Genomic DNA, 19132 nt, shown 5'->3' on the forward strand with positions numbered 1-19132 from the left:
TCGATGAACGCCTGGTAGGCGGCGTTCGTCACCGGCGTGGTGTCGATGAAGAACGGCGCCACCTCGCGCCGGTGCGCGGGCCGTTCGTTGTCCAGCGCCCATGGCTCGTCCGAGGTGCCCATGGTGAACGGACCGCCCGGGACCAGGACTTCGGCCGGGCCCGTGAACAGCGGCACCGGCTCCGGGTCCGGGGCGGTCAGCGCCGGCGGCCCCTTGCGGAGCTGATGGGTGATCAGCATGGTCTCGTCGTGCTGCTGCTCGTGCTGGGCGATCATCCCGAAGGCGAAGCCCGCCTCGGTCAGCCGCGTCCCGTGGAACGCGGCCCGCTCCAGCACGTCCAGCGCCCGGGCGCGTACGTCGGCCGCGTACCGGCGGGCCTCCTCCGGCGGCAGCAGCGGCAGCTTCGGGCGTTCGGAGCGCGGGTGCTCGAAGGCGTCGTACAGGGTGTCGATCTCGGGCCGTATCGCCTCGTGGCCGGCGACGGCCCGCAGCAGCCACTGCTCCTCCTGGTTGCCGATGTGGGCGAGGTCCCACACCAGCGGCGACATCAGCGGTGAGTGCTGGGCGGTCAGGTCGGGACCGTCGACGCAGCTGGTGAGCAGCGTGGTGCGGTCCCGTGCGGTGACCAGCGAGGCGACCGCGCGCTCGCGCAGGGCTTCGGCGTCGAGGGCGGGGTCGGTCATGAGGGGGTGTCCTTCCCGTGCGGGTGCGTGGGGCGGGGGCGCGTGCTGCGGGCCGTCGCCCGCAGCTCGTCGAGCGAGTCGTCGGCCGGGCAGCGGCCCCGGGCGACGTACCGGTCCCGGTACGCCGCGACCGCGTCGACCACCTCGGCGCCGGCACCGAGCCGGGGCAGGGCGCGCAGCGCCGCCGCGAAACAGATGGCGGCCACCTCGCGCAGCTCCGGGTCGGCCAGGCCGACGCGGGCCGCGTCCCGCCAGAGCGGATTGTGCGGCGCGGGCATGCCGTGCGCCCGCTCGGCCAGCGGTTTCACCGTCCGGTAGGCGGTCTCGGCGGCCTCCGGGTCGTCGAACAGCGCCGCGACCACGGCCAGAGGCACGATCCAGCCGTCGTCACCGGGCTGCGCGTCGATCATGCGCAGTTCCAGGTGGCCGCGCGGCCGCACCGGCGGGAACAGGGTCGTGACGTGGTAGTCGAGGTCGTCCCGGGTCGGCGGTCCGGGTGTGCCGGACCTGGTCCACTCCCGGAAGGAGAGCCCGTCCGGCACGTGCCAGGGCCCGCTGTCACGCCGTACGCACATCACCGGCGCGTCCAGGACGTGCCGGGCCCAGGCGCCGCGCGGGTCGGCGTCCAGGACGGGGCCGCCCGCCCGGCCGGTGCCGATCTGCGTCCAGCGGAGCTGTCGCGTGGACAGCCAGCCGGTCGGCCGGCCGCCGGCGACCGGGGAGTTGGCGAACACGGCGACCAGGACCGCGCCCAACTGGTGCGCCAGCCACCAGCGCCGCACATGGCCGAGCGGGCCGGGCTCCTCGTACCCGGCATCCACGCACACCTGCACGGAGGCGGAGGCGCACATCATGGCCCGGCCGGCGGGTCCGGTGCGGTCGAGACAGGCCTCCATGGCGTCGTACCGCGGTTCGCGCAGGAACCGGCGGGGGGTGTGCCAGGGGTCGTGGCCGAGGCCGACGAGGACCAGACCGTCCTCGCGCAGCACCGCGCGGACGGCGTCCAGGTCGGCGGAGACGGTACCGACGCACTCCATCAGGGAGGCGGCGGGCGGCGAGCTCAGCTCCAGCTGGCCGCCGGGCTCGACGGTGAGCGCCGACCTCAGGGGCACGGTCCGCAGAGCGGCGTAGGCCGCTTCGAGTCGTTCGGGTGACACGGGGAGCCGCGGGTCCCGCAGCTCGTGGACGAGCCATTCCACCTCGATCCCGAGGCGGCGCGGCGGTCCGGTCTTGAAGCAGATGCCCCGCACCAGGGCTTCCACCTCGGCTTCTGTGACGGCGGTACGCGGCTCCACACAGCCGCCTGCCGAATCGGACATGTCGGGATCCTCCTGAGATTCCACCATGTCGCCGGCCCGGAGCTTCGCCGCTCCCGGCCGGCGTCAACCCGTCCAGCCAAAACCTTCGCGTCGGCGGGCACAAGGGCGCCTGGCGGGGCGTTCCGGTTCGGTCATCCTTTCGTCCGGCCTGTTCCCGGGCGGTTTCCCGCCCGTTTCCCGGGCCTTCTCGGGAGGCGGAAACTCCGTTGCGCCGCCTCACCAGCATCGCTCAGGATGCCTGCATGAGCACGACGAGCGAGACCGCGCGGCGCGTGGTCACGGCGGCTACGGGGGTGGCGCCGTGAGCGCGCGCCTGCGCGGCATCGCCCGGGAGACCGAACAGATCGTGGCGGCCGGCGTCTACCGCGCACCCGGCGGCCACGAGGTGTCCATCGGGGCGGCGGTCGAGGCCGCGGCCCGCGGAACGCGGACGTACGGGCCGCGGCCGGTCCCGTTCCCGGCGTTCCGGCCGGCCGGCACCCGGTTCGAGGTCACCGGCGAGAGCAGCCTGGAGGCCGCCCGGCGGCTCGCGGACGGTGTGGCCGTGCTGAACTTCGCCTCCGCCCGCAATCCGGGCGGCGGATACCTCAACGGCGCCCAGGCCCAGGAGGAGGCCCTGTGCCGCGCCTCCGCGCTGTACACCTGCCTGCTGCGGGCCCCGGGCTTCTACGACCACCACCGCGCCCACCGCGACCCGTTCTACACGGACCGGGTGATCCACTCACCCGCCGTGCCGGTCTTCCGCGACGACCGCGGACGCCTCCTGGACGAGCCGTTCACGGCCGGTTTCCTCACCTCGCCCGCGCCCAACGCGGGAGTGATCCTGCGCACGGCGCCGGAGCGGGCGGACGAGGTGCCCCGCGCCCTGGTGGTACGGGCCGGGCGGGTGCTGGAGACCGCGGCCGCCCACGGCTACCGGCGGCTCGTGCTGGGCGCCTGGGGCTGCGGGGTGTTCCGCAACGACCCCGCCCAGGTGGCGGCGGCGTTCCGGTCGCACCTGGAGCCGGGCGGACGCTTCGCGGGCGCCTTCGCGCACGTGGTGTTCGGCATCCTGGACCGCACCCGCGACAGCGCGGTCCGCGCCGCGTTCGAGCGGACCTTCGCGGACCTGCTGCCCGGCCCGGCGGGGATCAGCTCCAGCCGTACCGCTCCCGCAGCCGCTGACGCACGAGGTTGAACCGCATCCGGTCCAGCGCGCACGCCTCCCGGCGCATGCCCTCCTCGTGCAGCCGCAGCACCCGGTCCACGTCGACCCACGAGTCGCGGCCCGACCGGTCCCACGGCCCGCTGCCGATCGGCACCCACTCCCGGTCCCCGTCGTGCCGCCTGCTCGACAACTGCACGGCGAGGAAACTCCCGGCCGCCTCCCGGGCGACGACGAGCACCGGACGGTCCTTGCCCCGGCCGTCGTTCTCCTCGTAGGGCACCCAGGTCCAGACGATCTCCCCGGGGTCGGGGTCGCCGTCGTGCGCGGGCGAGTACTCGGTACGCACCCGGCCCACCTCACGGGGCGCGGCCTCGACGGTGGCGTAAGGGCCGTGGCGGCCCGGGGCGTTCTCAGGGCTGAAGGCGGTCACAGGCGTACCGTACGGCACCCCTCACACGGCCTACGACGTCGGCCGCCTCCGTGTGGGCCGGAAGGCGTGCGGGGAGGGCCGGACCGTCCCGAGCCGTCCCGGGGGCCGCTCGACGAATGCCCGCGAGGTCGCCTTCCCGGCGGCCGGCGCGCGGGCGCCGGCCCCGGGACCGTCCGGCCGCCCGCGCGGATCGCGGGACCCGGCATCGACGGGCCCGTCGCGGGCCGCTCACACGGGCACCGGTTCAGCCCGGCCCGGGCCGCCCCGTGAGTTCCCGGCCCGTGACCATCTCGGCCTCGATCCGGACGAACACCCCGTCGTGCATCGGCATCCACGAGCGGGGACCGGTCCGCAGCAGACGTTCGTGCCCGGCCGGGTCGGTCACCACGGCCGCCCGGCCCGTGACCACCACGCTCCAGCCGGACCGGCTCCCGGCGTCGAAGTCGTCGGCCTCGAAGGCGACCACGACGCCGTCGACCGCCCGGACCAGATCGGACGCGGCGGAGGTGCACAGCACCACGGAGGCGTCCGCGTCCAGGGCGAAGTTGACGGGGAGGACGGCGGGCAGTGCCTGCCGGGTGTAGACGACGCGACCGACCGGCACCTTGGCCAGCAGGCGCAGACACTCCTGGCGGTCGAGCGGCCGGAAACCATCGCTGTGAATCATTCCCCCATCGTCGGCGGCGGACCCCTGCCGGGCTAGGGCCGGACGGCCCTGATGACTCTCAGGACCCGGCACACGAGGCCCCGCGGGCGGACCTGCGGGGCCGGCCGTCGTACGCCTCCGCCCCCAGCCGTCACGGTCGCGCGAGCAAACATGTCTGACCCTCCCGCGCGGGTGGAACCCGGGGGACATGAGCAAGACCGCGCTGATCGTCATCGACATGATCAACACCTACGACCATGCGGACGCCGACCGCCTGATCCCGTCCGCCGAGTCGGTCGTACCGGTCGTCTCCGCCCTGCTGGGACGGGCGCGGCGCCGGGACGTGCCGGTGATCTACGTCAACGACAACTTCGGCGAATGGCGCTCCCACCACGGCGAGCTGCTCGACAAGGCCCTGTCGGGGCCGCACGCGCGCCTCGTGGAACCGCTGCTGCCGGACGACTCCTCGCTCTTCGTCGTCAAGGCACGGCACTCGGTCTTCTTCGAGACCCCGCTGGGCTACCTGCTCAACCAGCAGGGCATCGACCGGCTCGTGCTGTGCGGCCAGGTCACGGAGCAGTGCGTCCTGTACTCGTCGCTCGACGCGCACATCCGCCACTTCGACGTGACCGTCCCCCGTGACGCCGTCGCCCACATCCACGCCGACCTCGCGGACGCCGCCCTGCGGATGATGGAACGCAACATGGGCGCGCGGGTGTGCGGCAGCGACGAACTGTGGAACTGACGCGCCGCGGACCCGCGGGCCGACACTGGTCCCATGAGCCGTACCCCCGTCCCGCCCCGTGAGGTCCGCCCCTACCTCGACGAGCTGGTCCACCGCACGCGCGCCGTCTGCGGCCCCCGCCTGGTGAGCGTCCTCGCCGTCGGATCCCTCGCGCTCGGCGACTACCGGCACGGACGCAGCGACGTCGACGTGACCGTCGTGGTGGACCGCTCGCTTCCCCGGCGCGCCCTGCCCGAACTGGCCGGGGCGCTCGCCCACCCCGCCCTGGCCTGTCCCGCGGCCGGACTGGAACTGGTCGTCTACCCGGCCGATTTCGCCTGCCGTCCGTCCGGCGGCGCGGGGTACCTCATGGACCTCAACACCGGACCGTCCCTGCCCGAGCGGGTCAGCCACGACCCCGGGGAGGGGCCCGCGTTCTGGTACGTCCTCGACCGTTCCCTCGCCCACCAGGCCGGTCTGTCGCTGTTCGGCGGGCCGGTACGGGACGTGATCGCCGCACCGGAGCGGGCCGACGTGCTCGCCGCGCTCCGCGCCTCCGTGCGGGAACACGCCGAGGGGGAGGGGCACACGGCCGACAACCGGGTGCTCAACGGCTGCCGCTCCGTGGTGTGGTGCCGCACCGGCCACTGGTTCGCCAAACGCGCGGCGGCCGGGATCGTCGCCGACGCGGAGGCGGACTTCCGGCCCCTGATCACGGACGCGCTGCGCAGCTTCGAACGCCCCCGCGAGTCCGCGCCCGCGCTGCCCGGGGAGGCGGTCGGGGACTTCCTGGACTGGGTGGCCGGCCGCGTGGACGAGGCCACCGCGGCCCAGGGCGGGCACGGCGCCCCGGCCTGACCCGCGCCTTGCGTACCGGCGCCCCCGGTCGACGGCTCGACAGCCGCCGGATGTGCCGTCTAGGCTCCTCGGCGCGGCATCGCGTGCCGGTCACCGGCCGGGTGAGGCATGGAGGCGCCGCGGATGCCCGTGGAGGCATTGCCCTCGTGTCAGTCGAGTTCAACCACACCATCGTTCTCACCCGTGACCGGGAGAAGTCCGCCCGTTTCCTCGCCCACGTCCTCGGCCTGGAGGTCGGGGAACCGGCCGGAATGTTCCTGCCGGTGACGACCGCCAACGGAGTCACCCTGGACTTCGCGACCGTCGACATCGACATCCCGGCGCAGCACTACGCGTTCCTCGTCTCCGAGGACGAGTTCGACGCGATCCTCACCCGGCTCGTGAACGCCAGGATCCCCCTCCAGGCCGATCCGCACGGCAGGCACCCCCGCCGCATCAACCGCAACGACGGCGGTCGCGGCGTCTACTTCCGGGACCCGGCGGGCCACGGCCTCGAGGCCATCACCCTCCCGTACGGCACCGACCCGGCCTCGCCGCTGAACGGCGTCACCGAGGAGGTTCCCGGGGCCGTGTAACCGTGTAGCCGGACCGGGGGCGGGCGTGTTCCGCACGCCCGCCCCCGGCCGGCCGGTTTACGCGCCGCGCGGCGGGCTACGCGACGGACACGGGGAGTCCAGGCCGGCCACGTACCGGGAGGTGCCCATGACCACGCGGATACGGGACGTGATGTCCACGGACACCGCGTCCGTCGAACCCATGACGACGGTGGCGCGGGCCGCGCGCCTGATGCGCGAGCAGGACATCGGCGATGTCCTCGTCGCGTACGACTGTGATCTGTTCGGTGTGCTCACCGACCGCGACATCGTGCTGAGGGGCGTCGCCGAGGGGTGCGACCCGGAGGCCACGACGGTCGGTTCCCTCTGCACGCGCCCGCCCCTGGTGACCCTCGACCCCGAGGACACCACCGATCACGCCGTGGAGCTGATGCGGCGGCACGCCGTCCGGCGGCTCCCGGTGGTGGAACGCGGTGGCTGTCCGGTGGGGGTGGTGAGTCTCGGGGATCTCGCCACGACGGAGGATCCGCACTCCGCCCTGGCGGACATCAGCGCGGCGGCGCCCACGCACTGAGCGCGGGTTTTTCGCCCCGCCGCCCCGTCCCGGGGGCTCCGCCCCGGGACCCCGCTCCTCGAACGCCGGAGGGGCTGGTTCCGCTGTCACCCGTCCACCGTGAGCGCGCACGTCCAGCCGTACGGGCCCGGGTGGATCCGTAGTTCCTCCCAGGCCACGGCCGTCGGCATCCGTCCGGTGACCCGTACGTCGGCCAGGGCGGCCACCGCCAGGCGTATGTCGAGGCCGTCGTCGGTCTCGTCCGCCTCCACGTCGACCGGTACCTGGCCGTACTCCTCCAGCCGGTACAGGATCTCGTCCAGCAGCGCCGCCAGCAGATCGTCGTCACCGGCCCCGGCCAGCCGGACGCGGCCCACGTCCGTCGGCCGCACCCCGGAGACGTCGGCGAAGCACTCCACCATCGCCGCCACCGCCTCCGCCAGACAGTTCTCCCGGCTCGTCGCCCACGCCTCGATCCGGAACTCGTCCTCCTGCGCCACCGCCCGGTGCCCGCTCTCGTCCGGCCGCCGCGCCTGCCCGTAGTCGCTCGTGTCACCGACCATGGAATCCGCCTGCCCGACGACCGCGCACCCATGCCGGGCGCCGTGCGCTTCGAGTGCCGGAGAGCGGGGTACACGGGTGCGGACCAGGTGCTTCAGGTGCCGTCTCCGGTACGGAGGGAGGGCATCCGTCATGCGGTTCCGTGACCGCCGGCAGGCCGGCCGCGAACTGGCCGCACGGCTGCGGGAGAGGCAGGACGAGGGGGCCCTGCCCGACCCCGTCGTGCTGGCCCTGCCCCGCGGCGGTGCCGCCGTGGCCGTCGAGGTCGCCGGGGCACTGGACGCCCCGCTCGACGTCCTCGTCGTACGGAAGATCGGCGCCCCCTTCCACGAGGAGTTCGGCGTCGGCGCGATGGCCGGCGACGGGGTTCCGCTCTTCGACGAGGACGCCCTGCGGCGGCTGGGCATCGACGAGGCCGACCTGGCGCCCGTCGTCGAGCGCGAGCGCACCGAGCTGCGCCGCCGCGAACAGCGCTACCGCCAGGGCCGCCCCGCCCCCGGGCTGCGCGGACGGACCGTCGTCGTCGTCGACGACGGGCTGGCGACCGGCTCCACCGCCCGCGCCGCGCTGCGCGCCCTGCGGGCACAGGACCCCGGGCACCTCGTGCTGGCCGTTCCGGTCGGCGCGGCGGAGGGCGTCGCGCTGATGCGCTCCGAGGCCGACGAGGTGGTGTGCCTGCACGAGCCGGCCGCGTTCATGGCCGTGGGTCAGTGGTACGAGGAGTTCGACCAGTTGACGGACGACGACGTCCTGGACGCGCTGCACCAGCGGCAGCCCCGACAGCCCCGGTAGGGCCGGTCCGGCGGACCACGCGGGACCGCGGGATCCGGCACGACCGGCCGCGGCGCCGTCGCCGGCCGCCGTGTTCGACCACGCTCGCGAGGGGGAGACCCGGCGCGCCGGCGTACTCCTCCGCCTCACGGCCACGCCCCGCGGCGGTCGCCCGGGAGCGGACGGCGTCCATGCCGCGCGGGTGTCCGTGCGGGGCCCGCCGGGGAGGCGCCGGCAGGGGGCCGTCCACCGGCGGGCCGGCGTTCCGGCCGGCGCGTCGGGCCGGCGGATCACCGCCCCGGTGCCCCCGCCCGCAGCCCGTCCATGACCAGGTCCAGCAGCCGGGTGGCGCGCGGCTGCCAGTCCTCGGCCGGGTCGAGCTGCCAGAGGCCGCCGATGGCGAGGATGAGGTCGTCCGCGGTGACGCCGGGGCGGATGGATCCGGCCTCCTCGCAGCTGCGCAGCAGCAGTTCCGCCGCCTCGGTCACCGGGCTGTGTCCCGGCTTCGCCGGGCTCCCCGGCCCGCTGGTGGCCTGCCGGATGGCGTCGGCCAGCCCGGCCTTGGCCATGGCGAAGCGGGCCAGCCCGTCCATCCACTCGCGCAGCGCGCAGGCGGGCTCCAGCATGCTCAGCAACTGCGCCGCGCTGTCCGCCACCTGCCGCATCTCGTACCGGTAGATCTCCAGGACGAGTGCCTCGCGGCTGGGGAAGTTCCGGTAGAACGTGCCCTGTCCGACGCCCGCCTTCTTGGCGATCACGCTCAGCGGGGTGTCCGCCGAGCGCGTGAGTTCGACGAGGGCCACCTCCAGGATGCGCTCGCGGTTGCGCTGCGCGTCCGAGCGCAGGGGCGCCGCCGCGCTCCGCGGTGTCCGCGCGCACGGGGACGCTTCCTCCTTGTGTCCCACTGGCCCTCCTCCCGGGTCGTGACCGAAACCCGTCCTTGCTAACCGGACAACTGTCCATTACGTTTTCAGGGGTAGCGGACAGCTGTCCGTTTCGGGTCCATCGTATCGGCGGACACGGACGGCGGGACACCCGGTGGCATGCCCCCGACGACCGGTGTGTTCCCGGCCCTTCCCCTCTTCCGCATGGTCCCGGACACCCCGCCTTCCGTACAGCCCCATGTCATCGACTCGTTCCGCCTTCCAGATCCGTGAAAGAAGGCTGCTCATGGCCCCCTCGACGTCCAGCAGCGTCACCCTGAACATCAACGGCGAGAAGCACACGCTGTCCGTCGACCACCGCACCACCCTGCTCGACGCGCTGCGCGAGCGCCTCGACCTGACCGGTACCAAGAAGGGCTGCGACCAGGGACAGTGCGGCGCCTGCACGGTCCTGGTCGACGGCCGCCGTACCGTGTCCTGCCTGCAACTGGCCGTCGCGTCCGACGGACGCGAGATCACCACCGTGGAGGGCCTGGCCGACGGGGACCGGCTGCACCCGGTGCAGCAGGCCTTCCTCGACCTGGACGGCTTCCAGTGCGGCTACTGCACCCCCGGCCAGATCTGTTCGGCCGTCGCCGTCATCGAGGAGCACGCGGCGGGCTGGCCCAGCGCCGTCACCGGGGACGTGCGTCCCGAGGCGGGACCGCCGCCCCTGACCCCCGAGGAGATCAGGGAACGCATGAGCGGCAACCTGTGCCGCTGCAGCGCGTACGTGCAGATCGTCGAGGCGGTCGCCCGCGCGGCCGCCGAGAGCCGGAACGAGACCGAGGAGGCCGCGGCATGAGGGAGTTCGACTACCGGCGCGCCGACGACGTCTCCGGCGCGGTGGCGCTGCTCGACGCCGACCCCGACGCCCGCTACCTCGGCGGCGGCACCAACCTCGTCGACCTGATGAAGAACGGCGTCGAGCGCCCGGCCCGGCTCGTCGACGTCCGCGCCCTCCCGCTGGACCGGATCGAACCGGCCGACGGCGGCGGACTGCGCATAGGCGCCACCGTCACCAACAGCGACCTCGCCGCGCACCCCGGCATCCGCACCGGCTACCCCGCCCTCACCCAGGCCGTGCTCGCCGGTGCCTCCGGGCAATTGCGCAACATGGCCACCGTCGGCGGCAATCTGCTCCAGCGCACCCGCTGCGGCTACTTCACCGATGTGACCAAGCCTTGCAACAAGCGGGCGCCCGGCAGCGGTTGCCCCGCCGTCGAGGGCGAACACCACAACCACGCCGTCCTGGGCGCCTCCGACCACTGCGTGGCGATCCACCCCTCCGACATGGGTGTGGCACTGACCGCCTTCGACGCGGTCGTCTCCTACGAGACCGCCGACGGGCCGGGGGAGTTGCCGCTGGCCGACCTCTACCTCCCGGTGGGTGACACCCCGCACCGGGAGACCGCCCTGCCGCCCGGCGCGCTCATCACCCACGTCACCCTGCCGCCCGTGCCGGTCGCCGCCCGCTCGCGCTACCGCAAGGTCCGCGAACGCGCCTCGTACGCCTTCGCGATCGGCTCGGTCGCCGCCGCCCTCGACGTCAGCGGGGGAGTCGTGCGCGAGGCACGCCTCGCCCTCGGGGCCGTGGCGTCCCGGCCCTGGCGGGCCCGCGCCGCCGAGCGCGTACTGAACGGCGCCCCGGCCACCGCGGAGTACTTCGCGGCGGCGGCGGACGCCGAACTCGCGGCCGCCAGGCCGCTGCCCGACAACGGATACAAGGTGACCCTCATGCGCAACCTCGTGGTGGCCGTGCTCTCCGAACTCGCCGAGGAGGCCGCCCGATGACCACCGCCACGACCGGCGCCACGACGGCGGGAGCCGTCGGCACCGCGCACACCCGCGTCGAGGGCCGCGACAAGGTCACCGGCGCCGCCCGGTACGCCGGCGAGATACCCTTCGCCGATCTCGCCCACGGCTGGCTGGTGCTGTCCACCGTCGCCCGCGGCCGGATCCTGTCGGTGGAGACCGAGCCGGTGCTCGGCATGCCGGGCGTGCTCACCGTCCTGCACCACGGGAACGCCCCGCGCCTCGACATCGACTACATCGGGATGCTGGGCGTTCCGCCGGACCCGACGGCCGCCGTCTTCCAGAACGACCGGGTCCCGCACGCCGGCTGGCCCGTCGCGCTGGTCGTCGCCGAGACGTCCGAGCAGGCCCGGGAGGCCGCCGAGCGGCTCGTCGTCACCTACGAGCAGGAGCCGCACGACGTCGCGCTCTCCGGCGACCGCCCGGACGCCTACGCGGCGGACGGGCACATGCCCGCGGTGACGGAGAAGGGCGACCTGGAGGCCGGACTCGCCGCCTCGGCCCATGTGGTGGACGCCGAGTACACCACGCCCGAAGAACACCACGGCATGATGGAACCGCACGCGGCGACCGCCCTCTGGGACGGCGGCCGGCTCGAGGTCGTCGACTCCAACCAGGGCACCACCTGGGTCGCCGACGAGCTCGCGCGGATGTTCTCACTGGACGCGTCCGCGGTACGGGTGCGTTCCGAGCACATCGGCGGCGGCTTCGGCAGCAAGGGCGTACGGGCCCACCAGGTGTCCGCCGTGATGGCCGCGACCGTCCTGCAGCGGCCGGTCCGCGTCGTGCTGACGCGCCGCCAGATGTTCTCGCTCACCGGCTACCGCAGCCCCACCGTCCAGCGGGTCCGGCTCGGCGCCGACGCCGACGGCCGGCTGCGCGCCCTGGAGCACCGCTCACTGAACCAGACGTCCACGGTCTGGGAGTTCGTCGAGCCGAGCGCCGGTGTGGCGCGCGTGATGTACGACGCCGACGCCCACCGCACCTCGAACGAGGTCGTACGGCTGGACGTGCCGTCCCCGACATGGATGCGCGGGCCGGGCGAGGCGCCCGGATCGTTCGCCCTGGAGTCGGCGCTCGACGAACTGGCCGAGCGGTGCGGGGTCGACCCCATCGAGCTGCGGCTGCGCAACGATCCCGAGCGCGGCCCGGTCTCCGGGCTGCCGTTCGCCGGCCGCAACCTCGCCGCCTGCTTCCGCGAGGGCGCCCGCCGCTTCGGCTGGGCCGGCCGCGACCCGCGCCCGGGGACGCGCCGCGAGGGGCGCTGGCTGCTCGGCACGGGCACGGCCGCGGCCTCCTTCCCCTCGGGCGCCCTTCCGTCGACGGCCGCGGTGACCGCGGAGGCGGACGGCACCTTCACCGTGCGGATCGCCGCGGCCGACATCGGCACCGGGGCGCGCACGGCGCTGACCCTGGTCGCCGCCGACGCGCTGCGGGTGCCCACCGGCCGGGTCCGGGTGCGCATCGGCGACAGCGACTTCGGCCCGGCGGGGATCGCGGGCGGCTCCATGGGCACCCGCTCCTGGGCCTGGGCGATCACGGCCGCCGCCGGGGAACTGCGGGAGAGGCTCGTTCCGGGAGGCGTCGTGCCGCCGGAGGGCATCACCGTACGGTCCGACACCACCGCCGCCCTCGCCGGCCTCGCCCAGAAGGAGCGGCACTCCTTCGGGGCGCAGTTCGCCGAGGTGGCCGTGGACGTCACCACCGGCGAGGTGCGGGTGCGCCGGATGCTCGGCATCTTCGCGGCGGGCCGGATCGTCAACCCGCTCACCGCGCGCGGTCAGCTCGTGGGCGGCATGACCTGGGGCATCTCGATGGCCTTGCACGAGGAGGCGGTCCGGGACCGGGCCTTCGGCGGCCTCTACGGCGCCGACCTGGCCGGCTATCACGTCGCCACCCACGCCGACGTGCCGGCGGTCGAGGCGGACTGGGTCGACGACCCGGACCCCGACGACCCCGTCGGCATCAAGGGCATCGGCGAGGTCGGCATCGTGGGCGCGGCGGCGGCCGTCGCCAACGCGGTCTGGCACGCGACCGGCGTACGGCACCGGAACCTGCCCATCCGTCCGGACCGGGTACTGGAGGCGGGAGGACCACGTGCTTGACATCGCCGGCGAGCTGCACCGCTGGCTGACCGAGGACAGGGAGTTCGCCGTGGCCACGGTGGTGTCCGTGGGCGGCAGCGCGCCGCGCGGCCCCGGTGCCGCCCTCGCCGTCGACCGCGAGGGCACGGCGATCGGCTCGGTGTCCGGCGGGTGCGTGGAGGGCGCGGTGTACGAACTGTGCGCCCGGGCGCTCGCGGACGGCGAGACCCGTGTCGAACGGTTCGGCTACAGCGACGAGGACGCCTTCGCCGTCGGCCTGACCTGCGGCGGGGTCATCGACATCATGGTGACCCCGGTCGGCCGGCGGGCCCCCGCCCGGCAGGCGCTCGGGGTGGCGCTGTCGACCGTCCTGCGGGGCGGGCCGGGGGCGCTCGCCCGGGTCGTCGAAGGCCCGGCGGAGCTCCTCGGCAGGGCCCTGTTCGTCCATCCGGACGGGGCGTACGAGGGAGGCCTCGGCGGGGTTCCCGAACTGGACCGGGCGGCGGCCGGGGAGGCCGGGGCCCTGCTGGAGGCCGGCCGCACCGGCACGGTCCGCGTCCAGGAGGACGGGTCGTACTGCCCCGGCGGGCTGACCCTGCTCGTGGAGTCCTCGGTGCCGCCGCCCCGCATGATCGTCTTCGGGGCGATCGACTTCGCGGCGGCGCTGGTGCGGGTGGGCAAGTTCCTCGGCTACCACGTCACGGTGTGCGACGCGCGGCCCGTGTTCGCGACCGGGGCCCGTTTCCCGGAGGCCGACGAGATCGTGGTCGACTGGCCGCACCGCTATCTGAGGGGCACGGAGACCGACGCGCGCACGGTGCTGTGCGTCCTCACCCACGACGCGAAGTTCGACGTACCGCTGCTGGAGGTGGCTCTGGGGCTGCCGGTGGCGTTCGTCGGCGCGATGGGTTCCCGGCGCACCCACGCCGACCGGGAGCGGCGGCTGCGGGAGGCGGGGGTGGGGGAGCGGGAGCTGACCCGGCTGCGCTCTCCGATCGGCCTCGACCTCGGTGCGCGTACTCCGGAGGAGACGGCTCTGTCCATCGCGGCGGAGATCGTCGCCAGCCGTCGGGGTGGTACGGGGGTTCCCCTGACGGGCTCGCGAACGCCGATCCACCGTGACGGGCGGTCCGCGTCGGCGGCTGCCTGAGTTTCTCGGACACGGGGCCGGTTCCCGTCGGGTGAGGGGTTTTTCGCCCCCGCCGCCCCTTCCCGTCCCGAACCCGGGGCTCCGCCCCGGACCCCGCTGCTCGACCTCCCCCGGAGGAGGCACCCCCGGAGGGGCTGATGTCCAGCCTCTCCGGGGGTGCGAGCGGCGGGGCGGAAACGGTGAAGGGGCCGGAGCGAGTGCTCCGGCCCCTTCGGGGTGGTTCAGGCCGCGGCCGGCTCGCCGGCGAGGCCGTGGAGGCGGGTGATGACCTCGGTCAGCTGGGCGGCGACCTCGTCGTCGTCGGCCGGGTGGGTCTCGGCGAAGCGGGTCACCGAGCCGGGGATGGAGAGCTTGATGTCCTCGATCACCTTGCCACCCGCGATGCCCACGGACTTGCGGGCGTCGTCGTGGGCCCAGACACCGCCGTACTGGCCGAAGGCGGTACCGATCACGACGACCGGCTTGCCGCTGATGGCGCCGGCGCCGTAGGGGCGGGACAGCCAGTCGATGGCGTTCTTCAGGACGGCCGGCATCGTGCCGTTGTACTCGGGCGTGAAGAGCAGCAGCGCGTCGGCGCCGGCGGCGGCCTCGCGCAGCGTGACGGCGGCGGCCGGCACGGTGCCCTCGACGTCGATGTCCTCGTTGTAGAAGGGGATCTCCGCGAGCCCTTCGTAGAGCGCCACCTCGGCGCCCGCGGGGGCGAGCTTGACGGCGGCCTCGGCGAGCTGACGGTTGTGCGAACCGGCGCGGAGGCTGCCGACGAGGGCGAGGATGCGAACAGACATGGGGAAACTCCAGGGGGGGGCGCTGAAATATTGCCGAAACAATCCGGACCGGGGTCCGTTTCTTCTTTGTAGCATCCTAACCGGACCGCGGTCCAGTTTCTTCCCGATGCTTTACGCTGGCTTCATGTCCGCCGCGCCGCCGCCCGTCCCGGCATCCCAGGACCCCGTACAGCCGCAGGAGTTGCCGCAACTCGGCACCGACCCCGACGAGCCCTGCCTGCGCGCCGACGCCGCGCGCAACCGGGCCCGCCTGCTGGAGGCGGCCGCGCTGCTCGTGGCCGAGCGCGGGGCCGACGGCATCACCATGGAGGAGGTCGCGGCGGCGGCCCGCGTGGGCAAGGGGACGGTCTTCCGCCGCTTCGGCGACCGCACCGGTCTGCTCACCGCCCTCCTCGACCACTCCGAGAAGAAGTTCCAGGCCGCCTTCCTCACCGGACCCCCGCCGCTCGGGCCGGGCGCGCCCCCGGTCGAACGGCTGCGCGCCTTCGGCCTCGCGATGCTCCGCCGCACCGCCGAGGAGCTGGAACTGCAACTGGCGGCCGAACCGGAAGCCGGCCGCCGCTTCACCAGCCCGCCCCGCCGCGTCCTGCGCCACCACGTGGCCCTGCTGCTGCGTGAGGCGGTCCCGGGCGCGGACTGCGAGCTCCTCGCCCACACGCTGATGGCCCAGCTCGACCCCGCCCTGATCCACCACCTGATACGTCAGTGCGGCATGCCGCCGGAGCGGCTGGAGTCCGCGTGGCTGGACCTGGTCGACCGGGTGACGGGCCAGGCGCCCGGCCGCTGACGGTGTATCAACTCACCCGCCTGAATGCCCGGTTACGGCTTCTGCAAGGATGCCGTACGTCATGGTGCAGATAACGAACACGCCCGCGCCCGCGTCCCCCGCACCGACGCGCTCCGTACCCACGAGTGCCGATGTGGCCCGCCTGGCCGGCGTCTCGCGCGCGACCGTCTCCTACGTCCTGAACAACGCCGGTGCCGTCCGGATCAGCGAGCCCACCCGCCGCCGGGTCCGCGAGGCCGCGAAGGAACTCGGGTACGTGCCGCACGCGGCGGCCCGCAGCCTGCGCGCCGGACACAGTCGTACGGTCCTGATGCCCGCGCCCGCCTTCCCCGTCGGACCGCTCTACAGCCAGTTCATCAACGATCTCCAGAGCTCCCTCGCCGGCCTCGACTACACGGTCGTGCAGTACGGCACCGTCGGCCTGCACGACGACGAGGCCGCCCGCGCCTGGGCCGAGCTGCGGCCCGTGGCGGTCCTGGTACCCGGCTCCGGGCTCGGCCCGCGCGGCGTCGAGGTGCTCAAACGCTCCGGGGCGCGGGCCGTCGTCACCCTCGGTCCCGAGCCCGTCGAGGGTGCGCACGCCCTGCTCATGGACCACGACGTCGTCGGGCACAGCGCCGGCGCCCACCTCTTCGACCGGGGCCGCCGCCGGATCGGCGTGGTCGTCCCGAGGGAGCCCGGCCTGGAGGCGTTCTCCGCGCCCCGCCTGGCCGGCGTGCGCGCCGCCCTGCGCGGCACCGACGCCACGGTCACCGAGCTGCCCCTGGCGCACGACGAGGGCGCCGCCGCCCGGCTGGCCGCCCGCTGGCGCGAGCTCGGCCTCGACGCCGTATTCACGTACAACGACGAGTACGCGATGCTGCTGATGCGAGCGCTCCAGGACGAGGGCGTCCGCATCCCGGAGGAGACCGCCGTCATCGGCGCCGACAACCTGATGCTGGGCCGACTGCTGCGCCCCCGCCTGAGCACCGTCCACCTGGAACTGCCGTCCGGCCGCGAACTGGCCGGACTGGTCGACCGAGCGGTACGCGACCCGGCCACGGCCCCCGAGGCCCACAAGGTGCTGGGGGCGTCGGTGGTCCGACGCGAGTCCAGCTGACTGAAGGGGCGCGGGGCTGTGCTGATGTGCGGCTCCGCCGCGTGGGCGCGAACGGGGATCTGGGGGCGGAGCCCCCAGGGACGGGAAGGGGCGGCGGGGGCGAGAACCCGCCCCACCGCCCCCTCACCGCCGCCGAGGCCGTCTCAGGCGCCCGGCGCCTCCCCCTGCTGCGCCTGCTGCTCGGCGATCTGCTTGCGGACGTCGTCCATGTCCAGCTTGCGGGCCTGCCCGATGACGTCCGTCAGAGCGGCCTCGGGCAGCGCACCCGGCTGGGCGAACACGGCGACCTGGTCACGCACGATCATCAGCGTCGGGATCGACTGGATGCCGAAGGCCGCGGCCAGCTCCGGCTGCGCCTCGGTGTCCACCTTGCCGAACACCAGGTCCGGGTTCTCCTCCGCCGCCTTCTCGTACACCGGCGCGAACTGGCGGCACGGACCGCACCAGGCCGCCCAGAAGTCGATCAGTACGAACTCGTTGTCCGTGACCGTCCGGTCGAAGTTCTCCTTGGTGAGCTCCACGGTGCTGCTCATCGCGCGTTCCCTCTTCCTGGGGTCGGGTCGGGCCGTCGGCACAACACGGCCGGGCGGTCACGTATTCCGCGCCCCTACCCATGTGGCCACAGCGCACACCACCCACCAGACTGACGCCATGACGGAAACGCAATCGACGCAACCGGAATCAACCGCCTACGACGTCGTGGTGCTCGGCGCCGGACCCGTGGGCGAGAACGTCGCCGACCGCACCCGCGCCGCCGGACTCACCACCGCGGTCGTGGAGAGCGAACTGGTCGGCGGCGAGTGCTCCTACTGGGCGTGCATGCCCAGCAAGGCCCTGCTGCGCCCGGTCATCGCCCGGGCCGACGCCCTGCGCCTCCCCGGCCTGAGCCGGTCCGTCCAGGGGCCCCTGGACGCCGACGCCGTACTCGCCCGCCGGAACTCCTTCACCTCCGACTGGAAGGACGACGGCCAGGTCCGGTGGCTGGAGGGCACCGGAGCCGACCTGTACCGCGGCCGGGGACGGCTCACCGGCCCGCGCACCGTCACCGTCACGGACGCCGGCGGCGGCAGGCGGGTCCTCACCGCCCGGCACGCCGTCGCCGTCTGCACCGGCAGCCGCGCCCGGCTGCCCGACCTGCCCGGACTCGACGGGGTCCGGCCCTGGACCAGCCGCGAGGCCACCGGCGCGCAGTCCGTGCCCGGCCGGCTGGTCGTGGTCGGCGGCGGGGTCGTCGCCACCGAGATGGCCTGCGCCTGGCAGGCCCTCGGCTCGCGGGTCACCGTCCTCGTCCGCGGCGAGAGCCTGCTGAACCGCATGGAGCCGTTCGCCGGCGAGATGGTCGCCGAGGCGCTCACCGAGGCCGGCGCGCAGATCCGCACCGGTACCTCCGTGAAGTCGGTGACCAGGGAGAACGGCACGGTCCTGGTCGTCACCGACGACGGTGACCGGATCGAGGCCGACGAGATCCTCTTCGCCACCGGCCGGGCCCCCCGCACCGACGACATCGGCCTGGAGACGATCGGCCTGGAGCCCGGCTCCTGGCTCACCGTGGACGACAGCCTCCGTGTCACCGGCCATGACTGGCTGTACGCCGTCGGCGACGTCAACCACCGGGCCCTCCTCACCCACCAGGGCAAGTACCAGGCCCGGATCGCGGGCGCCGCCATCGTCACCCGGGCCGCCGGGGAGCCCGTATCCGCGGAGGACTGGGGCGCGCACGCCGCCACCGCCGACCACGCCGCCGTCCCCCAGGTCGTCTTCACCGACCCGGAGGCGGCCTCCGTCGGCCTCACCCTGTCCGAGGCGCAGCGGGCGGGCCACCGCGTCCGCGCCGTCGACGTCGACCTGTCCTCGGTCGCCGGCGCCGCCCTGTACGCCGACGGCTACAAGGGCCGCGCCCGCATGATCGTCGACCTCGAGGAGGAGATCCTGCGCGGCCTCACCCTCGTCGGCCCCGGCGTCGGCGAACTCATCCACTCCGCGACCATCGCCGTCGCCGCCCAGGTCCCGGTCGCCCGCCTGTGGCACGCGGTCCCGTCCTACCCGACGATCAGCGAGGTCTGGCTCCGCCTCCTGGAGGCCTACCGGGACGCCTGACCACAACCAGCCCGTCCGGGGGTACCCCCTCTGGGGGAGTTTGAGGACGAGGCCCGTTCAGGGCCGATGGGGAGCTGGGGGCGAAGCCCCCAGGGACGGGAAGGGAAGGGGCGGCGGGGGCGAACCACCCTTGGGCCGACGCCGAC

The 19132-nt window shown here is 74.3% G+C and carries 21 protein-coding genes; 13 read left to right on the forward strand and 8 right to left on the reverse strand.

What is annotated here, in order from left to right:
- Positions 1-683 (reverse strand): DinB family protein (locus ACF1DX_RS28475; protein WP_391793987.1); only part of this gene is annotated, 683 nt, incomplete at its 3' end.
- Entirely contained in the window at positions 680-2002 is a 1323-nt protein-coding gene (gene egtA, locus ACF1DX_RS28480; protein ID WP_391793988.1) for an ergothioneine biosynthesis glutamate--cysteine ligase EgtA, read from the reverse strand. The genes ACF1DX_RS28475 and egtA, both read right to left, overlap by 4 nt.
- A 301-nt stretch (positions 2003-2303) precedes the next feature.
- Between egtA and ACF1DX_RS28485 the strand changes: the two genes are divergently transcribed.
- Positions 2304-3179: a TIGR02452 family protein gene (locus ACF1DX_RS28485; RefSeq protein ID WP_391793989.1), complete on the forward strand. Its 876-nt coding sequence runs from the start codon at positions 2304-2306 to the stop codon at positions 3177-3179.
- Here ACF1DX_RS28485 and ACF1DX_RS28490 read toward each other — a convergent pair.
- Both ACF1DX_RS28490 and ACF1DX_RS28495 read right to left on the reverse strand, forming a co-directional pair.
- Positions 3133-3579, reverse strand: a complete 447-nt coding sequence (locus ACF1DX_RS28490) for a type II toxin-antitoxin system PemK/MazF family toxin (RefSeq protein ID WP_030863986.1) — start codon at positions 3577-3579, stop codon at positions 3133-3135. The genes ACF1DX_RS28485 and ACF1DX_RS28490 overlap by 47 nt on opposite strands.
- 244 nt (positions 3580-3823) lie before the next feature.
- Complete coding sequence (locus tag ACF1DX_RS28495) at positions 3824-4246, reverse strand: pyridoxamine 5'-phosphate oxidase family protein (protein ID WP_391793990.1); 423 nt, start codon at positions 4244-4246, stop codon at positions 3824-3826.
- Positions 4247-4433: 187 nt separating this feature from the next.
- On the opposite strand from ACF1DX_RS28495, the gene ACF1DX_RS28500 reads away from it, so the two are divergent.
- The 4 genes from ACF1DX_RS28500 (at position 4434) to ACF1DX_RS28515 (ending at position 6935) form a co-directional block, all read left to right on the forward strand.
- A complete protein-coding gene (locus ACF1DX_RS28500) occupies positions 4434-4970 on the forward strand; it encodes a cysteine hydrolase family protein (protein WP_391793991.1) in 537 nt (178 codons plus the stop codon).
- 33 nt (positions 4971-5003) lie between these two features.
- The gene (locus tag ACF1DX_RS28505; RefSeq protein WP_391793992.1) at positions 5004-5807 is read left to right on the forward strand and encodes an aminoglycoside adenylyltransferase domain-containing protein; all 804 of its coding nucleotides are present in this window, start codon (positions 5004-5006) and stop codon (positions 5805-5807) included.
- 146 nt (positions 5808-5953) lie between these two features.
- A complete protein-coding gene (locus ACF1DX_RS28510; protein ID WP_391793993.1) occupies positions 5954-6382 on the forward strand; it encodes a VOC family protein in 429 nt (142 codons plus the stop codon).
- 127 nt (positions 6383-6509) lie between these two features.
- The gene (locus ACF1DX_RS28515) at positions 6510-6935 is read left to right on the forward strand and encodes a CBS domain-containing protein (RefSeq protein WP_391793994.1); all 426 of its coding nucleotides are present in this window, start codon (positions 6510-6512) and stop codon (positions 6933-6935) included.
- Between the two features lie 86 nt (positions 6936-7021).
- Here the strand turns inward: ACF1DX_RS28515 and ACF1DX_RS28520 are convergent, their stop codons facing one another.
- Positions 7022-7477, reverse strand: coding sequence for an archease (locus ACF1DX_RS28520; protein WP_391793995.1), 456 nt, complete (start codon positions 7475-7477; stop codon positions 7022-7024).
- Between the two features lie 130 nt (positions 7478-7607).
- Between ACF1DX_RS28520 and ACF1DX_RS28525 the strand changes: the two genes are divergently transcribed.
- A complete protein-coding gene (locus ACF1DX_RS28525; RefSeq protein ID WP_391793996.1) occupies positions 7608-8267 on the forward strand; it encodes a phosphoribosyltransferase in 660 nt (219 codons plus the stop codon).
- A 269-nt stretch (positions 8268-8536) separates the two neighbouring features.
- Here the strand turns inward: ACF1DX_RS28525 and ACF1DX_RS28530 are convergent, their stop codons facing one another.
- Positions 8537-9151 (reverse strand): TetR/AcrR family transcriptional regulator, encoded by a 615-nt coding sequence (locus tag ACF1DX_RS28530; protein ID WP_391793997.1) that lies wholly within the window; start codon positions 9149-9151, stop codon positions 8537-8539.
- Positions 9152-9416: 265 nt separating this feature from the next.
- On the opposite strand from ACF1DX_RS28530, the gene ACF1DX_RS28535 reads away from it, so the two are divergent.
- From ACF1DX_RS28535 to ACF1DX_RS28550, 4 genes are read left to right on the forward strand one after another with little or no spacing between them, the layout of a single operon-like run.
- Positions 9417-9974 (forward strand): 2Fe-2S iron-sulfur cluster-binding protein, encoded by a 558-nt coding sequence (locus ACF1DX_RS28535; RefSeq protein WP_391793998.1) that lies wholly within the window; start codon positions 9417-9419, stop codon positions 9972-9974.
- Positions 9971-10963, forward strand: coding sequence for an FAD binding domain-containing protein (locus tag ACF1DX_RS28540; protein WP_391793999.1), 993 nt, complete (start codon positions 9971-9973; stop codon positions 10961-10963). The genes ACF1DX_RS28535 and ACF1DX_RS28540 overlap by 4 nt, the downstream gene beginning before the upstream one ends.
- Entirely contained in the window at positions 10960-13089 is a 2130-nt protein-coding gene (locus ACF1DX_RS28545; protein WP_391794000.1) for a xanthine dehydrogenase family protein molybdopterin-binding subunit, read from the forward strand. The genes ACF1DX_RS28540 and ACF1DX_RS28545 overlap by 4 nt, the downstream gene beginning before the upstream one ends.
- Positions 13082-14218, forward strand: coding sequence for an XdhC family protein (locus ACF1DX_RS28550; RefSeq protein WP_391794001.1), 1137 nt, complete (start codon positions 13082-13084; stop codon positions 14216-14218). The genes ACF1DX_RS28545 and ACF1DX_RS28550 overlap by 8 nt, the downstream gene beginning before the upstream one ends.
- Positions 14219-14439: 221 nt before the next feature.
- On the opposite strand, the gene ACF1DX_RS28555 is transcribed toward ACF1DX_RS28550, so the two are convergent.
- A complete protein-coding gene (locus ACF1DX_RS28555; protein WP_391794002.1) occupies positions 14440-15003 on the reverse strand; it encodes an NADPH-dependent FMN reductase in 564 nt (187 codons plus the stop codon).
- Between the two features lie 124 nt (positions 15004-15127).
- Between ACF1DX_RS28555 and ACF1DX_RS28560 the strand changes: the two genes are divergently transcribed.
- Positions 15128-15790: a TetR/AcrR family transcriptional regulator gene (locus ACF1DX_RS28560; RefSeq protein WP_391794003.1), complete on the forward strand. Its 663-nt coding sequence runs from the start codon at positions 15128-15130 to the stop codon at positions 15788-15790.
- Between the two features lie 61 nt (positions 15791-15851).
- Positions 15852-16889, forward strand: coding sequence for a LacI family DNA-binding transcriptional regulator (locus ACF1DX_RS28565; protein WP_391794004.1), 1038 nt, complete (start codon positions 15852-15854; stop codon positions 16887-16889).
- A gap of 143 nt (positions 16890-17032) precedes the next feature.
- Here the strand turns inward: ACF1DX_RS28565 and trxA are convergent, their stop codons facing one another.
- The gene (trxA, locus tag ACF1DX_RS28570) at positions 17033-17422 is read right to left on the reverse strand and encodes a thioredoxin (protein ID WP_030821481.1); all 390 of its coding nucleotides are present in this window, start codon (positions 17420-17422) and stop codon (positions 17033-17035) included.
- A 118-nt stretch (positions 17423-17540) separates the two neighbouring features.
- On the opposite strand from trxA, the gene ACF1DX_RS28575 reads away from it, so the two are divergent.
- Positions 17541-18986, forward strand: coding sequence for a dihydrolipoyl dehydrogenase family protein (locus ACF1DX_RS28575; RefSeq protein ID WP_391794005.1), 1446 nt, complete (start codon positions 17541-17543; stop codon positions 18984-18986).
- Positions 18987-19132 lie beyond the last annotated feature (146 nt).

The organism is Streptomyces sp. NPDC014676, from assembly GCF_043084105.1.
GTDB lineage: Bacteria > Actinomycetota > Actinomycetes > Streptomycetales > Streptomycetaceae > Streptomyces.

What these genes read in the sequence shown, in the direction of transcription:
- egtA (WP_391793988.1), bottom strand. Translation starts at nt 2,002, where the DNA reads ATGTCCGATTCGGCAGGCGGCTGTGTGGAGCCGCGTACCGCCGTCACA.
- ACF1DX_RS28495 (WP_391793990.1), bottom strand. Translation starts at nt 4,246, where the DNA reads ATGATTCACAGCGATGGTTTCCGGCCGCTCGACCGCCAGGAGTGTCTG.
- ACF1DX_RS28500 (WP_391793991.1), top strand. Translation starts at nt 4,434, where the DNA reads ATGAGCAAGACCGCGCTGATCGTCATCGACATGATCAACACCTACGAC.
- ACF1DX_RS28505 (WP_391793992.1), top strand. Translation starts at nt 5,004, where the DNA reads ATGAGCCGTACCCCCGTCCCGCCCCGTGAGGTCCGCCCCTACCTCGAC.
- ACF1DX_RS28515 (WP_391793994.1), top strand. Translation starts at nt 6,510, where the DNA reads ATGACCACGCGGATACGGGACGTGATGTCCACGGACACCGCGTCCGTC.
- ACF1DX_RS28520 (WP_391793995.1), bottom strand. Translation starts at nt 7,477, where the DNA reads ATGGTCGGTGACACGAGCGACTACGGGCAGGCGCGGCGGCCGGACGAG.
- ACF1DX_RS28525 (WP_391793996.1), top strand. Translation starts at nt 7,608, where the DNA reads ATGCGGTTCCGTGACCGCCGGCAGGCCGGCCGCGAACTGGCCGCACGG.
- ACF1DX_RS28535 (WP_391793998.1), top strand. Translation starts at nt 9,417, where the DNA reads ATGGCCCCCTCGACGTCCAGCAGCGTCACCCTGAACATCAACGGCGAG.
- ACF1DX_RS28540 (WP_391793999.1), top strand. Translation starts at nt 9,971, where the DNA reads ATGAGGGAGTTCGACTACCGGCGCGCCGACGACGTCTCCGGCGCGGTG.
- ACF1DX_RS28545 (WP_391794000.1), top strand. Translation starts at nt 10,960, where the DNA reads ATGACCACCGCCACGACCGGCGCCACGACGGCGGGAGCCGTCGGCACC.
- ACF1DX_RS28555 (WP_391794002.1), bottom strand. Translation starts at nt 15,003, where the DNA reads ATGTCTGTTCGCATCCTCGCCCTCGTCGGCAGCCTCCGCGCCGGTTCG.
- ACF1DX_RS28560 (WP_391794003.1), top strand. Translation starts at nt 15,128, where the DNA reads ATGTCCGCCGCGCCGCCGCCCGTCCCGGCATCCCAGGACCCCGTACAG.
- ACF1DX_RS28565 (WP_391794004.1), top strand. Translation starts at nt 15,852, where the DNA reads ATGGTGCAGATAACGAACACGCCCGCGCCCGCGTCCCCCGCACCGACG.
- trxA (WP_030821481.1), bottom strand. Translation starts at nt 17,422, where the DNA reads ATGAGCAGCACCGTGGAGCTCACCAAGGAGAACTTCGACCGGACGGTC.
- ACF1DX_RS28575 (WP_391794005.1), top strand. Translation starts at nt 17,541, where the DNA reads ATGACGGAAACGCAATCGACGCAACCGGAATCAACCGCCTACGACGTC.